Raw genomic sequence first — 13628 nt, 5'->3', positions numbered from 1 at the left:
CTCGAGCCTCAGAGACTGTCACTATGCGCCTGATCCAACTCTCCAGGGAGTCCCTTAACTTTCCGCCGCCGGAAATGGCGCTGCGTGAACCTAACGGCCTGCTGGCTATGGGTGGCGATCTCAGCCCTGCTCGCCTGTTGAGCGCTTACCATCGCGGCATCTTTCCCTGGTTTTCGCCGGGCGATCCTATATTGTGGTGGTCACCCGATCCGCGTGCCGTGCTTTACCCTGAGAAATTTCACCTGAGCCGCAGTATGAAACGCTTTCATCAGCGCTCGCCCTACCGCGTCACGCTGAATGAAAATTTTTATGAGGTGATTGAAGGCTGCGCCAGCGACCGTGAGGAAGGAACCTGGATAACTCATGAGGTGCGTCGCGCCTGGCTGAAGCTGTATGAAGCGGGCCATGCTCAGTCGATTGAAGTCTGGCATGAAAATGAACTGGTGGGCGGGATGTACGGTCTGGCGCTGGGGAAGATTTTCTGTGGAGAGTCGATGTTCAGCCGCCGCGAGAACGCCTCTAAAACTGCTCTGCTGGTTTTTAGCCGCTATTTTCAGCAGATGGGCGGAAAAGTGATCGACTGTCAGGTTCTTAATCCACACACGGCTTCTCTGGGAGCAGAGGAGATTGCCCGCAGGGATTATCTGCACGCGGTCAATTCGTTGGCAGATCAGCCGCTTATGGAGAACTGCTGGCAGCCGCGCACCCTTTTTTAATGCTATTTTTCGATGTTTTCCACGCAAGCAGAGATAACAGTGATATAATATGCGCGTTTGGTATGTCGTCCGCCCTTCGCCTCCTGTTTGTGGCGAGCCGGGATTGGCCTGGCTGGGACTCTGTCACCGTTTGCATTGCGCACAGGAGCGAATGCGATACTCATTCTTAGCCCGCTACTCCCCTACGCTGACGTCGATACACTACTCATTTTTATTTGTGAGCTTCTCTGCGCAAAGCGCGTAACAGAGGGGCCGTTGCTGGTGAAATCACCAACAATACTTTACATAATACTTGAAATTCGGCATTATTTTGCCGGTTCAAAACTAAGGTTGTAACACCTAGAGGATTCGATGGCCAAAGAAGACAATATTGAAATGCAGGGTACCGTACTGGATACGTTACCTAACACCATGTTCCGCGTCGAGTTAGAAAATGGACACGTGGTTACCGCTCACATCTCCGGTAAAATGCGCAAAAACTATATCCGCATCCTGACGGGCGACAAAGTCACTGTAGAGCTGACCCCGTACGACCTGAGCAAAGGCCGCATTGTCTTCCGTAGTCGCTAATTAGCATTTAGTCGTGCTGCCACCCGTTGCGCAGCACCCATAAAAAAAGGCCGGATTCTCATCCGGCCTTTTTCATATCCACCTCAGGTTAGTGCACTGAGCCTTCTGTCTTGCGCTTCTCAGCGCTGACAAATTGGTAGGTCAGCTCGTTGTTCTCTTTATCGAGCGCAACCGACACTGAACCGCCATCCACCAGTGAACCAAACAACAGCTCGTTCGCCAGCGGTTTTTTCAGGCTTTCCTGCACGGTACGAGCCATTGGGCGTGCGCCCATCGCTTTATCGTACCCTTTCGCTGCCAGCCAGTCGCGAGCCTCATCGCTGACCTCCAGCGAGACGCCTTTCGCATCCAGCTGCGCCTGCAATTCGACAATGAACTTGTCGACAACCTGGTGAATAACCTCGGTATCGAGGTGTTTAAACCAGATAATATTATCCAGACGGTTACGGAACTCTGGCGTAAAGATCTTTTTGATCTCTTCCATCGCATCCGTGCTGTTGTCCTGATGGATCAGACCAATCGATTTACGCTCCGTTTCACGCACGCCGGCATTGGTGGTCATTACCACTACCACGTTACGGAAATCAGCTTTGCGGCCGTTGTTATCGGTCAGCATGCCGTTATCCATCACTTGCAGCAGCAGGTTGAAGACATCCGGGTGTGCTTTTTCAATCTCATCAAGCAGCACAACAGCGTGCGGATGTTTAATCACCGCATCCGTCAGCAGCCCGCCCTGATCAAAGCCCACATATCCCGGAGGCGCACCAATCAAACGGCTGACAGTGTGACGCTCCATATACTCCGACATATCGAAACGCAGCAGCTCAATGCCCAGCGCTTTCGCCAGCTGAACCGTGACCTCTGTTTTACCCACACCGGTAGGCCCGGCAAAGAGGAAAGAGCCAACAGGTTTACGATCCTGCCCCAGACCGGCGCGGCTCATTTTGATCGCTTCGGTTAAGGCTTCAATCGCATTGTCCTGACCAAACACCAGCATTTTCAGGCGGTCGCCCAGCGTTTTCAGCGTATCGCGGTCGGTCGCAGAAACACTCTTCTCTGGAATACGTGCGATGCGGGCAACCACAGATTCGATATCTGAAACGTTAACCGTTTTCTTACGCTTGCTGACCGGCATAAGACGTGCGCGTGCGCCCGCCTCATCAATGACGTCAATGGCCTTGTCAGGCAGATGGCGGTCGTTGATATATTTCACTGCCAGCTCTACCGCAGCCCGGACCGCTTTAGCGGTATAACGGACGTCATGGTGCGCTTCGTACTTCGGCTTCAGGCCGTTCAGGATCTGCACCGTTTCATCAACTGAAGGTTCAGTGATATCAATTTTCTGGAAACGACGAGCCAATGCCCGATCTTTTTCAAAGATATTGCTGAACTCCTGATAGGTGGTAGAACCCATCACGCGAATTTTCCCGCTGGAGAGCAACGGTTTGATCAGGTTTGCCGCATCAACCTGGCCGCCGGAAGCAGCACCAGCACCGATGATGGTGTGGATCTCATCGATAAACAGAATGCTGCTGTTATCCTGCTCAAGCTGTTTTAACAGCGCTTTGAAACGTTTCTCAAAATCACCACGGTACTTGGTGCCCGCCAGCAACGAACCGATATCCAGCGAGTAAATCGTGGCATCTTTCATTACTTCCGGCACGTCGCCCTGCACAATGCGCCACGCCAGACCTTCAGCAATGGCCGTTTTACCTACGCCAGACTCACCCACCAGCAGCGGGTTGTTTTTACGGCGACGGCAAAGCACCTGAACAGTGCGCTCCAGTTCTTTCTCGCGCCCGATCAGTGGGTCTATCCCACCTACGCGAGCAAGCTGATTAAGATTGGTGGTGAAGTTTTCCATACGTTCCTCCCCGCCTGCTTGCTCTTCGTTGACCGGATTTTCCGCGCCAGAGGCCGGACCCGGTTCATCTTTACGAGTGCCATGAGAAATGAAATTCACCACGTCAAGGCGGCTGACTTCATGCTTACGTAACAGATAAGCAGCCTGCGACTCCTGCTCGCTGAAGATAGCGACCAGCACGTTGGCACCAGCCACTTCGCTGCGGCCAGAGGACTGCACGTGAAAGACTGCGCGCTGCAAGACGCGTTGGAAACTGAGCGTCGGCTGAGTGTCGCGCTCTTCTTCGCTGACCGGCAAGACCGGGGTGGTTTGTTCGATGAAGGCTTCGAGCTCCTGCCGGAGAGCCACGATATCGACGGTACAGGCTTCCAGTGCCTCTCTGGCCGACGGGTTACTGAGCAGAGCCAGTAACAAATGCTCGACGGTCATAAATTCGTGTCGGTGCTCGCGCGCTCTGGCGAAAGCCATGTTTAAACTGAGTTCCAGTTCTTGATTGAGCATAGGCACCTCCCCCAATTATTGCCTTATTCAGGCTTTTTCCAGCGTACACAGCAACGGATGCTCGTTCTCCCTGGCATACTTATTTACGTGAGCGACTTTGGTCTCTGCCACTTCGGCAGTAAAAATACCGCAGATCGCCTTTCCCTGGTAATGGACCGCAAGCATCAGTTGCGTTGCACGTTCAACATCATAAGAAAAGAACTTTTGCAGTACGTCAATAACAAATTCCATAGGTGTATAATCGTCATTGTTCAGAATAACTTTATACATCGAAGGTGGCTTAAGCCCTTCCCGGAGCTTGTCATCTGCAAGGTGTTCAAAGTTAAGCCAATCGTTAGCGTTTCCCATACGTACCCAGTCTCGACTCGTTACTCGCTCAGGCCAGACTACCATTATTAAGGGTAAGTTTAACATGCCCAGAATGCTGGCCCGCGCCGGTGATTTTTTGCAGTAAACTGCTGCTACGCGACCTCCATCACACTTTTGGCAATAGCGTTAACTGCCTCAAAGTTTGACGATTTCGTCCCCCTTCACACTCCCCATTTGCTTGACGCTCTATACCATTTCTCTACAGTACAGGCATAGCTGAATGCGATTTAACCAGCTTAGAGGCTATACGCCTCGTCACCTCACTCATTCGACTGTCTTGCGAGGGATGTAGAAGCATGGAGACGGGTACTGTTAAATGGTTCAATAATGCCAAAGGCTTCGGCTTTATCTGTCCAGTCAGTGGCGGCGAGGATATCTTCGCGCACTACTCGACCATCCAGATGGATGGCTACAGAACGCTGAAAGCCGGGCAACAAGTCCAGTTTGATGTGCATCAGGGACCGAAGGGCAATCATGCCAGCCTTATTGTCCCTGTGGAAACGGAAATGGCAGTCAGTGCCTGACCCTTCCTCACCTCATTCTGAACAACCCTACAGTAAAATGCCAGCCATGCACGCTGGCATTTTTATGGCTGACATTCAGCAATGCTTTTAAGATTGGGCTGCTTCAATTCTTTTCAAGGGGGCAATTTAAAGAAATCCCCGGCCCTCTTTCACGCCGTTGCCTGCCATGATAGCGCTCTGTGCCAGCCAGCTTATGCAGGAAATGCTCTATACCCCGCGCGGGTATGGCTGGGGGAACATCTTTTTATCGCGCTTTACTCCGTCAGGGAATTTCGCTAGCTTGACGCCTCGATTTGTTTCCACGGACGACCAGCACCATGTATTCGGGACTGTTTATCATTCTTGTGCCTCTGATTGCAGGCTACCTTTTACCCGCCAGAAATCTCTCCCTGCTGCGGCTGGTCAATAAGCTTCTCAGCTGGATGGTCTACGTCATTCTCTTTTTTATGGGCATCAGCCTGGCCTTCCTGGACGATCTCAGCCACAACCTGCTGGCTATTTTTCACTACTGTCTGGTGAGCGCATTCTGCATTTTGCTCTGCAACCTGCTGGCGTTGCGGCTGCTTGAGTCACGTCGTCCCTGGATACATCAGCATCGTCAGGAAGTGTTGCCCTCTCGGCTACATATGGCGCTGGAGTCGCTGAAACTGTGCGGCGTGGTGGTAGCTGGCTTCGCCCTCGGCCTCAGCCAGTGGACGCCGCTGACGTTTGCTTCCCAGGCAAGCGAATATGCACTGCTGTTTCTGCTGTTTCTGGTCGGGCTACAGTTGCGCGGCAGCGGTATGACCCTGCGTCAGATCTTGCTAAACCGTCGGGGAATGCTGGTGGCGCTAACCGTCTTTGTCAGCGCGATGGCAGGAGGCCTGCTTGCGGCGCTGGTGCTGGGTTTGCCGTTGAAAACCGGACTAGCGATGGCTTCAGGCTTTGGCTGGTATTCCCTCTCTGGCATTCTGATGACCGAATCCTTTGGCCCGGTGATCGGCAGCGCGGCCTTCTTCAACGATCTGCTGCGGGAACTGCTGGCGATTATGTTAATTCCGGCACTGATAAGCCGCCACCGCTCCAGTGCCCTCGGGCTGTGCGGCGCGACTTCAATGGACTTTACTCTGCCGGTATTACAACGCAGCGGCGGCACGGAGATTGTGCCTGCGGCTATCGTGCATGGTTTTGTTCTGAGCCTGTTTGCCCCTGTTTTAATAGCATTATTCTCCTCCTGATCCCGCTGGAAGCGTTCGGGCTGGAGTCTGCCGCACGCTTCCCTCCCCTGCCCGGCCTGACAACCCTTCGCCTTCGACTATGCTTACTCTGACTAAATTAAGCCAAACGGAGAAGGGCATGAAACAGACAGTAGCCGCGCTGGTGGCGAAGACTTTAGAAAACGCCGGGGTAAAACGTATTTGGGGAGTGACAGGAGACTCGCTCAACGGGCTGACCGACAGCCTGAATAAAATGGGCACTATTGAGTGGATGCCGACCCGCCACGAAGAGGTTGCCGCTTTTGCTGCGGGTGCCGAGGCGCAAATCAGCGGTGAGCTGGCGGTGTGTGCTGGCTCCTGCGGGCCGGGCAACCTGCATCTCATCAATGGCTTGTTCGACTGCCACCGTAACCGCGTACCGGTACTGGCGATTGCGGCACACATTCCCTCCAGCGAGATTGGCAGCGGCTATTTTCAGGAAACGCATCCGGAAGAGTTGTTCCGGGAGTGCAGCCATTATTGCGAGCTGGTTTCCAACCCTGAACAGCTGCCACAGGTGTTGGGCATTGCGATGCGCAAGGCTATTCTGAATCGTGGCGTTTCCGTGGTGGTGCTACCGGGCGACGTGGCGCTGAAACTCGCGCCTGAAGCGGCGAAAGGTAACTGGTATACCCCGCAACTGCCGGTTATCCAGCCCCCTGCCAGCGAACTGGCCAGGCTGGCAGAATTACTCAATGATTCCCATAACATTACGCTGATGTGCGGCAGCGGCTGCGCTGGTGCCCATGCGGAAGTGGTGAAGCTTGCGGAAACGCTTAAAGCGCCAGTGGTTCATGCGCTGCGCGGTAAAGAGCACGTTGAGTATGATAATCCTTACGATGTGGGAATGACCGGGCTGATTGGCTTCTCTTCCGGTTTTCACGCCATGATGAACGCCGACACGCTGTTGCTGCTTGGCACCCAGTTCCCCTACCGCGCCTTTTATCCGGCGGATGCCAGGATCATTCAGATTGATATCAATCCGGGCAGCATTGGCGCCCACAGCCATGTCGATATGGCGCTTATTGGCGATATCAAAACCACGCTTTCTGCTCTGCTGCCGCAGCTGGAAGTAAAGCATGACCGTGATTTCCTGGACAAGGCGCTGGAGCACTATGTCGATGCGCGTAAGGAGCTTGACGATCTCGCTACGGCTAACGATAAACAGGCTATTCACCCGCAATATGTCGCGCAGCAGCTCAGCCGTTATGCGGATGAGGATGCTATTTTTACCTGCGACGTCGGTACGCCAACCGTCTGGGCTGCCCGCTATCTCAGGATGAACGGCAAACGGCGCCTGCTGGGTTCATTCAACCACGGGTCAATGGCTAACGCCATGCCGCAGGCGCTTGGGGCACAGGCGGTAGATAAGCAGCGCCAGGTTATCGCTATGTGTGGCGATGGCGGCTTCAGCATGCTGATGGGCGATTTTCTCTCTGTGGCGCAGCTTAAGCTGCCGATAAAGTTAGTGATATTTAATAACAGCGTGCTGGGCTTTGTGGCGATGGAGATGAAAGCCGGGGGCTACCTGACAGATGGCACCGAACTGGAAAATCCAAACTTTGCCGAAATTGCTGCCGCCTGCGGCGTGAAGGGGATCCGCGTGGAACGCGCTTCCGATCTGGATGCCGCCTTGCAGGAAGCGCTGGCTCACGACGGACCGGTGCTGGTTGACGTGGTTACCGCAAAAGAAGAGCTGGCGATGCCGCCGCAAATCAAGATGGAGCAGGCCAAAGGTTTCAGCCTCTACATGCTGCGGGCAATCATCAATGGCCGGGGCGACGAAGTGGTTGAACTGGCAAAAACCAACTGGCTGCGGTAAAACATTTGCAGGTCTTTTTGCGGACGCTAAGGCGTCCGTTTTCATTAAAGGAGCGCAAGTGTGATTGATTTACGCAGTGATACGGTAACCCGCCCCAGCGCAGCAATGCTTTCTGCCATGATCTCCGCAGAAACCGGGGATGATGTCTATGGCGACGATCCAACCGTCAACGCGCTTGAAGCCAAAGCGGCAGCGCTGAGCGGCAAAGAAGCCGCCCTCTTTGTACCTACCGGCACCCAGGCTAACCTGATTGCGCTTCTCTGCCATTGCCAGCGCGGCGAAGAATATATTGTGGGTCAGCTTGCGCATAACTATAAATATGAGGCTGGCGGCGCAGCAGTGTTGGGTAGCATTCAGCCGCAGCCCATTCTTGCCGCGGCAGACGGTACGCTCCCGCTTGATGTGGTGGCGCAGTTTATCAAACCCGATGATTTTCATTTCGCTATCACCCGCCTGCTGAGTCTGGAAAACACGCACAACGGCAAGGTTCTTCCCCTCAGCTATTTACAGGATGCCTGGACTTTTACGCGCGAGCGCAAACTGGCGCTGCACGTTGATGGCGCACGTATCTTCAATGCGGCAGTGGAGCTTGGCGTGGAGCTGAATGCGCTGACGCGCTACTGCGACACGCTGACCATCTGCCTGTCAAAAGGCCTGGGCACGCCGGTGGGATCGCTGCTGTGTGGCAGCGCGGAGTTTATTCAGCGGGCGCGTCGCTGGCGGAAGATGACCGGCGGCGCAATGCGTCAGTCTGGTATTCTGGCGGCTGCGGGCTTATATGCACTGGAGCACAACGTGGCCCGTCTGAAGGAGGATCACGACAATGCGGCATGGCTGGCCGGAGAACTGCGGGCGATTGGCGTGGATGTGTCGCGTCAGGACACCAATATGGTGTTTGTCCGTCTGCCTGAAGCACAAATTGCACCGCTCAGTGCCTGGATGAAGCAGCATGAGATCCTGATCAGTACCGGCGCAGTGACGCGGCTGGTCACTCATCTCGATATCGACCGTTCCGCACTGGAAACGCTGGTTGGTCAGTGGAAAGCCTTTTTGCAGTCGCAGGCTTAACCTCTGTTGTCAGAGAGAGGCATCACCAATGCCATTTCAGTGAAATATGAAGAGAAAAGTTTCCGCAGTCTCTCTTAACCCGCGCCATATTTCTCCAGAAGCGCCTTCACGATAGCTTCACTTTCCGCGTCCGGTAGCCCCCGAAAGTCTGCCGCGCGGAAATGCATCTGAAAGGCGGCAATCACTTTCTGCTGTTCGCCTGGCGTCATTTCAGCCGAAGCCTGATAGCCGTAAAGCGACAGCAGCGTTAACAGATGCGCCTGATCCACCGGCGCTTCCGCCTCGCGCCCTGCCAGATAGAACTTTACGCGGGACGCTTCAGGCCAGGCGCCAATCCCCTGCTTTGCCAGCGCTTGCCAGGGAAAGAGCGGGCCGGGGTCTTGTTTACGCTGAGGCGCAATATCGCTGTGCCCTACTATATCCTGCGGCAGAATGTGGTAGCGCTGAATGATATCGCGCGCCAGCGGAGTGAGCGTGGCGATCTGCTGACGGGCGAAAGGAAACCAGACCTTACCTGACGCTGAGCGCTGATAGCCCTGATTTTCCAGTTCGATGCCTATCGAAGTGTCGTTCAGGCGCGTAGCCCCGCGCCAGAAGCTGGGGCCGGCATGCCAGGCCAGCTGGCTCTCCGGCACCAGGCGTAATATTACCGGCTGACGCTGTTTCAGTTGAGGCGTGGCCGGAATAAGATAGTGGGCGCTGACGTCACGGTCGGTCAGCGTAGCCAGTGCCGAGGGGAAATCTTCTGCGGTGTAATGCAAAACCAGCACTTTGATGCGCGGCCTGGCGCCAAAGGCCGAATGGCGCGTGTCCAGGGTGTAGCCCTGATGCGGTTCGAATCCCGATGGAGTACAGGCGCTCAACAGCAGCACCGCCGTCGCTAACGTTAACGCTTGCTTCATCAGCTGATTTTAACGGCGGTGCCGCTTACGCTGACCATCAGCATACTGCTATCTTTACCTACCGTTTCGTAATCGATATCGATCCCTACTACAGCATTCGCCCCCAGCGCCTTTGCCTGCTCTTCCAGCTCTGCAAAAGCTATCTGGCGCGCTTTACGCAGCTCTTTTTCATAGGCGCCGGAACGGCCGCCCACGATATCGCGGATACCGGCAAAAAAATCACGAAAGATGTTGGCACCAAGAATAGCTTCGCCTGTCACCACGCCGCAGTAGTCGGTAATCGCGTGCCCTTCCAGGGTTGGAGTTGTGGAAAATTTCATTATCTGGGTTCCTTTTACTGTTCTTTGGGAGTGTAGCCCTTCTGGTTAAACAGAGCGGCTATACTTTATGCTAAAAACCGTCATCCAGAAACAATAAGGAAATCAAGATGAAATACCTAGCGATTGCTGCACTGGCTCCAATGGCGCTGCTGCTCAGCGCCTGTACTACCGTTGAACCCGCGTATAAGGACATTGGTACACGTATGGGTCCTTGTGTTGATGGCGGCCCCGATTCTGTTGCGCAGCAATTTTATGACCTGCGTATTCAGCAGCCGACTCAGGGCTTACCTGGGGAACAGCAGCTGGCAAAATATCGCCCTTACCTGAGCGATAAGCTTTACGCAACGCTGCTGAAGGCCAGCCGTGAAGGCAGTAAAGATGCTGCGCTGAATCAGGGAGATATCTTCTCCTCTCTGGCTGCCGGCCCAACCTCGGCCAGCGTAGCGGATTCTTCGACCATTCCGAATACTGATGCACGCAACATTCCACTGCGGGTTACTTTGAGCCGCGATGGCAGCAAACCTGTCGAGTGGCAGGATGAAGTTTTAATGGTGCGGGAAGGAACCTGCTGGAGCGTAGATGATGTGCGCTATGCCAGCCCCAATCCTCACCTGAAAGGCGGCTCCCTCAGCCAGCTTCTGCTGAAATAACGCTTTCCCCTCGTGCCATCTTCGGATGGCACAAGCTCTTCCTGACGTTGTCGCACACAGCGGCAAAAATTTTTAAACTGCCCGATCATCTGCCACTCTTTCAGCTGCCCGCGACTTATAAAGTAATTTTCTACGGCGATGATTGCATAAGTATGCCGTCAACGTTAAAATCCGCAGCATTAATTACTATTCACTTTTAGCGCATGAGTATTCAACTAAACGGTATTAACTGCTTTTACGGCGCCCATCAGGCGCTGTTCGACATTCAACTGGCGTGCCCGGAGGGCGAGACGCTGGTGCTGCTGGGTCCAAGCGGTGCCGGTAAAAGCTCTCTGCTGCGCGTTTTAAACCTGCTGGAGATGCCGCGCTCCGGCACGTTGAGCATTGCTGGCCATCAGATTGACTTCAGTAAAAAACTGTCAGACACGGCCATCCGTGAGCTGCGTCAGAATGTAGGCATGGTTTTTCAGCAATACAACCTCTGGCCGCATCTGACCGTGATGCAGAATCTGATTGAGGCGCCCTGTCGCGTCTTAGGCTTGAGCCGGGAACAGGCCCATGCCCGCGCCGGAAAGCTGCTTGATCGCCTGCGTCTGGTGAAATTTGCCGATCGGTTTCCGCTGCACCTTTCCGGAGGGCAGCAGCAGCGCGTGGCCATTGCCCGTGCGCTGATGATGGAACCGGCGGTGCTGCTCTTTGATGAACCTACTGCCGCCCTCGACCCGGAAATTACCGCCCAGATCGTCTCGATCATTCAGGAACTGGCTCAGACCAATATCACGCAGGTCATTGTGACGCACGAAGTAGAAGTGGCCCGTAAAACGGCCAGCCGCGTGGTCTATATGGAGAATGGTTACGTGGTCGAACAGGGCGATGCCAGCCGCTTTACACAGCCGCAAACCGATGCGTTTGCCAATTATCTATCGCACTAATGCAGGGTATAATGATGAAAAAAGTCGTACTTGCCGCACTGTTAGCGGGTTTAAGCCTGAGCGCAAGCGCCGCGCAGACCATCCGCTTTGCCACCGAAGCCTCCTATCCTCCCTTTGAATTTGTAGATTCTGATAACAAAATTCAGGGCTTTGATGTGGATCTGGCTAATGCGCTGTGCCGCGAAATGAACGCCACCTGCACCTTTACGAATCAGGCCTTTGACAGCCTGATCCCCAGCCTGAAATTCCGCCGTTTTGATGCGGTAATGGCCGGTATGGACATCACGCCGGAGCGCGAAAAGCAGGTGCTTTTCTCCAAAACTTATTACGACAACTCCGCGCTGTTTATCGCTCAGAAAGGCAAAGTAGCTTCTGTTGACGCGCTGAAAGGCAAGCGGGTTGGCGTGCAGAATGGCACCACTCACCAGAAATACCTGACCGAAAAACTCGCTGGCGTAAATGCCATTCCCTACGACAGCTATCAGAATGCCATCCTCGATCTGAAAAATGGCCGTATTGATGCGGTGTTTGGCGATACTGCCGTAGTTAACGAATGGCTGAAGCAAAACAGCAATCTGGCTCCGGTAGGTGAGAAAGTGACCGACAAGGCTTACTTTGGCACGGGCCTGGGCATTGCCGTTCGTCAGGGCAACGCTGAACTGCAAAGCCAGTTCAACACCGCTCTGGATAAAGTGAAAGCGGATGGCACTTACAAGACCATCTACAGCAAATGGTTCCAGCAGTAATATCTGAATGAATGAACTCTATCCTTTAGCAAGCGCCGCCGGCATGACCGTCGGCCTTGCCGTTTCTGCTCTGGTCGTGGGTCTGATACTGGCGATGATTTTTGCTGCCTGGGAATCGGCCCGCTGGCGACCGGTTGCCTGGCTGGGAACCGGTCTGGTGATGCTGTTTCGCGGCCTGCCGGAAATTCTGGTGGTGCTGTTCGTCTATTTCGGCGCGTCCCAGCTGTTGCTCACCCTCTCTGACGGTTTTACCGTTAATCTGGGTGTGATCAGCTTCCCGGTACAGATAGCCATTGAAAATTTTGACGTCAGTCCGTTTCTTTGCGGGGTGATTGCGCTCTCAATTCTCTACGCTTCCTACGCTTCTCAGACACTGCGGGGCGCGCTTAAAGCTGTACCTCAGGGCCAGTGGGAATCTGGCCAGGCGCTGGGAATGAGAACAGCCGCCATCTTTTTCCGTCTGATTATGCCGCAGATGTGGCGACATGCGCTGCCGGGGTTAGGCAATCAGTGGCTGGTATTACTGAAAGATACCGCCCTGGTGTCGCTGATCAGCGTGAACGATATTATGTTGCAGACCAAAAGTATTGCCGCCCGAACGCAGGAGCCGTTTACCTGGTATCTGATGGCCGCAGCCATCTATCTGGCAATCACGCTGCTGAGCCAGCAGGTATTAAAGCGAATAGACGCGCGCGCTACGCGGTTTGAGCAGGGGAATATCTGATGCTGAGCTATTTACCCGAACTGCTTAAGGGGCTGCATACCAGCCTGACGCTGACGGTGGCATCGCTGCTTGTGGCGCTGCTGCTGTCGCTTATTTTTACCGTAATTTTATCGCTGAAGGTGGCGGTACTGCGGCATGTTGTGCGCGGTTATATCACCCTGTTTACCGGTACTCCGCTCCTGGTGCAGATATTCCTGATTTATTACGGTCCGGGGCAGTTTCCCTCGGTGCAGGCCATTCCGTGGCTGTGGCATCTTCTTTCACAACCCTGGCTTTGTGCGCTGCTGGCGCTCTCTCTTAACAGTGCCGCCTATACCACTCAGCTGTTTTATGGCGCTATGCGGGCGGTACCTAAAGGGCAATGGGAGTCCTGTTCGGCGCTGGGAATGAACCGTAAAGAGACGCTGCGCATTCTGCTGCCCTATGCGTTTAAGCGCGCCCTCTCCTCCTATTCAAATGAAGTCATTTTGGTGTTTAAAAGTACCTCTCTGGCTTATACCATCACGCTGATGGAGGTTATGGGGCACGGGCAGATGCTGTATGGCCGCACCTATGACGTCACCGTGTTTGCCGCCGCCGGTCTGATTTACCTTTGCGTCAACGGCGTGCTGACCATGATGATGCGTCTTATTGAGCGTCGTGCGCTGGCCTTTGAACGCCGCAGCTGATTTTCCGGCAAACGCCG

Annotated in this window: 15 protein-coding genes; 11 read left to right on the top strand and 4 right to left on the bottom strand. The window is 54.3% G+C overall.

Features of this window, described 5'->3' with window-relative positions; genetic code table 11:
* The first annotated feature begins 23 nt into the window (after positions 1 to 23).
* Positions 24 to 716, top strand: a complete 693-nt coding sequence (gene aat / locus AAH450_RS10520; RefSeq protein ID WP_342910161.1) for a leucyl/phenylalanyl-tRNA--protein transferase — start codon at positions 24 to 26, stop codon at positions 714 to 716.
* A 351-nt stretch (positions 717 to 1067) separates the two neighbouring features.
* Entirely contained in the window at positions 1068 to 1286 is a 219-nt protein-coding gene (gene infA / locus AAH450_RS10515) for a translation initiation factor IF-1 (protein ID WP_002211347.1), read from the top strand.
* A gap of 88 nt (positions 1287 to 1374) precedes the next feature.
* Here infA and clpA read toward each other — a convergent pair whose 3' ends face one another.
* The gene (gene clpA / locus AAH450_RS10510; protein ID WP_306206618.1) at positions 1375 to 3651 is read right to left on the bottom strand and encodes an ATP-dependent Clp protease ATP-binding subunit ClpA; all 2277 of its coding nucleotides are present in this window, start codon (positions 3649 to 3651) and stop codon (positions 1375 to 1377) included.
* A gap of 27 nt (positions 3652 to 3678) precedes the next feature.
* Complete coding sequence (gene clpS / locus AAH450_RS10505; protein WP_342910160.1) at positions 3679 to 3999, bottom strand: ATP-dependent Clp protease adapter ClpS; 321 nt, start codon at positions 3997 to 3999, stop codon at positions 3679 to 3681.
* Positions 4000 to 4316: 317 nt separating this feature from the next.
* On the opposite strand from clpS, the gene cspD reads away from it, so the two are divergent.
* The 4 genes from cspD (at position 4317) to ltaE (ending at position 8669) form a co-directional block, all read left to right on the top strand.
* Complete coding sequence (cspD, locus tag AAH450_RS10500; RefSeq protein WP_306206620.1) at positions 4317 to 4544, top strand: cold shock-like protein CspD; 228 nt, start codon at positions 4317 to 4319, stop codon at positions 4542 to 4544.
* Positions 4545 to 4861: 317 nt separating this feature from the next.
* A complete protein-coding gene (locus AAH450_RS10495) occupies positions 4862 to 5761 on the top strand; it encodes a LysO family transporter (protein ID WP_342910159.1) in 900 nt (299 codons plus the stop codon).
* A 118-nt stretch (positions 5762 to 5879) separates the two neighbouring features.
* Positions 5880 to 7601 carry a ubiquinone-dependent pyruvate dehydrogenase gene (gene poxB / locus AAH450_RS10490; RefSeq protein WP_342910158.1) on the top strand — a complete coding sequence of 574 codons (1722 nt, stop codon included), beginning with the start codon at positions 5880 to 5882 and terminating at the stop codon, positions 7599 to 7601.
* Positions 7602 to 7661: 60 nt separating this feature from the next.
* Entirely contained in the window at positions 7662 to 8669 is a 1008-nt protein-coding gene (gene ltaE, locus AAH450_RS10485; RefSeq protein WP_342910157.1) for a low-specificity L-threonine aldolase, read from the top strand.
* Positions 8670 to 8743: 74 nt separating this feature from the next.
* Here the strand turns inward: ltaE and AAH450_RS10480 are convergent, their stop codons facing one another.
* Complete coding sequence (locus AAH450_RS10480; protein WP_342910156.1) at positions 8744 to 9571, bottom strand: N-acetylmuramoyl-L-alanine amidase; 828 nt, start codon at positions 9569 to 9571, stop codon at positions 8744 to 8746.
* Entirely contained in the window at positions 9571 to 9891 is a 321-nt protein-coding gene (locus AAH450_RS10475; protein WP_318790506.1) for a heavy metal-binding domain-containing protein, read from the bottom strand. The genes AAH450_RS10480 and AAH450_RS10475 overlap by 1 nt, the downstream gene beginning before the upstream one ends.
* A gap of 107 nt (positions 9892 to 9998) precedes the next feature.
* On the opposite strand from AAH450_RS10475, the gene AAH450_RS10470 reads away from it, so the two are divergent.
* The 5 genes from AAH450_RS10470 to artM all read left to right on the top strand — a co-directional run bounded on the left by AAH450_RS10470 (position 9999) and on the right by artM (position 13611).
* Entirely contained in the window at positions 9999 to 10541 is a 543-nt protein-coding gene (locus AAH450_RS10470) for a lipoprotein (RefSeq protein WP_342910155.1), read from the top strand.
* A gap of 203 nt (positions 10542 to 10744) precedes the next feature.
* Positions 10745 to 11473 (top strand): arginine ABC transporter ATP-binding protein ArtP, encoded by a 729-nt coding sequence (artP, locus tag AAH450_RS10465; RefSeq protein ID WP_342910154.1) that lies wholly within the window; start codon positions 10745 to 10747, stop codon positions 11471 to 11473.
* 14 nt (positions 11474 to 11487) lie between these two features.
* On the top strand, positions 11488 to 12219 hold the full coding sequence (artJ, locus tag AAH450_RS10460) for an arginine ABC transporter substrate-binding protein (RefSeq protein ID WP_342910389.1): 732 nt from the start codon (positions 11488 to 11490) through the stop codon (positions 12217 to 12219).
* A gap of 7 nt (positions 12220 to 12226) precedes the next feature.
* A complete protein-coding gene (artQ, locus tag AAH450_RS10455) occupies positions 12227 to 12943 on the top strand; it encodes an arginine ABC transporter permease ArtQ (RefSeq protein WP_342910153.1) in 717 nt (238 codons plus the stop codon).
* Positions 12943 to 13611: an arginine ABC transporter permease ArtM gene (gene artM / locus AAH450_RS10450; RefSeq protein ID WP_342910152.1), complete on the top strand. Its 669-nt coding sequence runs from the start codon at positions 12943 to 12945 to the stop codon at positions 13609 to 13611. Before artQ ends, artM begins: the two co-directional genes overlap by 1 nt.
* Positions 13612 to 13628 lie beyond the last annotated feature (17 nt).

This window comes from Erwinia magellanica (genome assembly GCF_039023495.1).
In the GTDB taxonomy this organism is placed as follows: domain Bacteria; phylum Pseudomonadota; class Gammaproteobacteria; order Enterobacterales; family Enterobacteriaceae; genus Erwinia.
Note: the sequence above shows the minus strand (reverse complement) of the source record. Positions and strands in the feature narration are given on the sequence as shown.

What these genes read in the sequence shown, in the direction of transcription:
- aat (WP_342910161.1), top strand. Translation starts at nt 24, where the DNA reads ATGCGCCTGATCCAACTCTCCAGGGAGTCCCTTAACTTTCCGCCGCCG.
- infA (WP_002211347.1), top strand. Translation starts at nt 1,068, where the DNA reads ATGGCCAAAGAAGACAATATTGAAATGCAGGGTACCGTACTGGATACG.
- clpA (WP_306206618.1), bottom strand. Translation starts at nt 3,651, where the DNA reads ATGCTCAATCAAGAACTGGAACTCAGTTTAAACATGGCTTTCGCCAGA.
- clpS (WP_342910160.1), bottom strand. Translation starts at nt 3,999, where the DNA reads ATGGGAAACGCTAACGATTGGCTTAACTTTGAACACCTTGCAGATGAC.
- cspD (WP_306206620.1), top strand. Translation starts at nt 4,317, where the DNA reads ATGGAGACGGGTACTGTTAAATGGTTCAATAATGCCAAAGGCTTCGGC.
- AAH450_RS10495 (WP_342910159.1), top strand. Translation starts at nt 4,862, where the DNA reads ATGTATTCGGGACTGTTTATCATTCTTGTGCCTCTGATTGCAGGCTAC.
- poxB (WP_342910158.1), top strand. Translation starts at nt 5,880, where the DNA reads ATGAAACAGACAGTAGCCGCGCTGGTGGCGAAGACTTTAGAAAACGCC.
- AAH450_RS10480 (WP_342910156.1), bottom strand. Translation starts at nt 9,571, where the DNA reads ATGAAGCAAGCGTTAACGTTAGCGACGGCGGTGCTGCTGTTGAGCGCC.
- AAH450_RS10475 (WP_318790506.1), bottom strand. Translation starts at nt 9,891, where the DNA reads ATGAAATTTTCCACAACTCCAACCCTGGAAGGGCACGCGATTACCGAC.
- AAH450_RS10470 (WP_342910155.1), top strand. Translation starts at nt 9,999, where the DNA reads ATGAAATACCTAGCGATTGCTGCACTGGCTCCAATGGCGCTGCTGCTC.
- artP (WP_342910154.1), top strand. Translation starts at nt 10,745, where the DNA reads ATGAGTATTCAACTAAACGGTATTAACTGCTTTTACGGCGCCCATCAG.
- artJ (WP_342910389.1), top strand. Translation starts at nt 11,488, where the DNA reads ATGAAAAAAGTCGTACTTGCCGCACTGTTAGCGGGTTTAAGCCTGAGC.
- artQ (WP_342910153.1), top strand. Translation starts at nt 12,227, where the DNA reads ATGAATGAACTCTATCCTTTAGCAAGCGCCGCCGGCATGACCGTCGGC.
- artM (WP_342910152.1), top strand. Translation starts at nt 12,943, where the DNA reads ATGCTGAGCTATTTACCCGAACTGCTTAAGGGGCTGCATACCAGCCTG.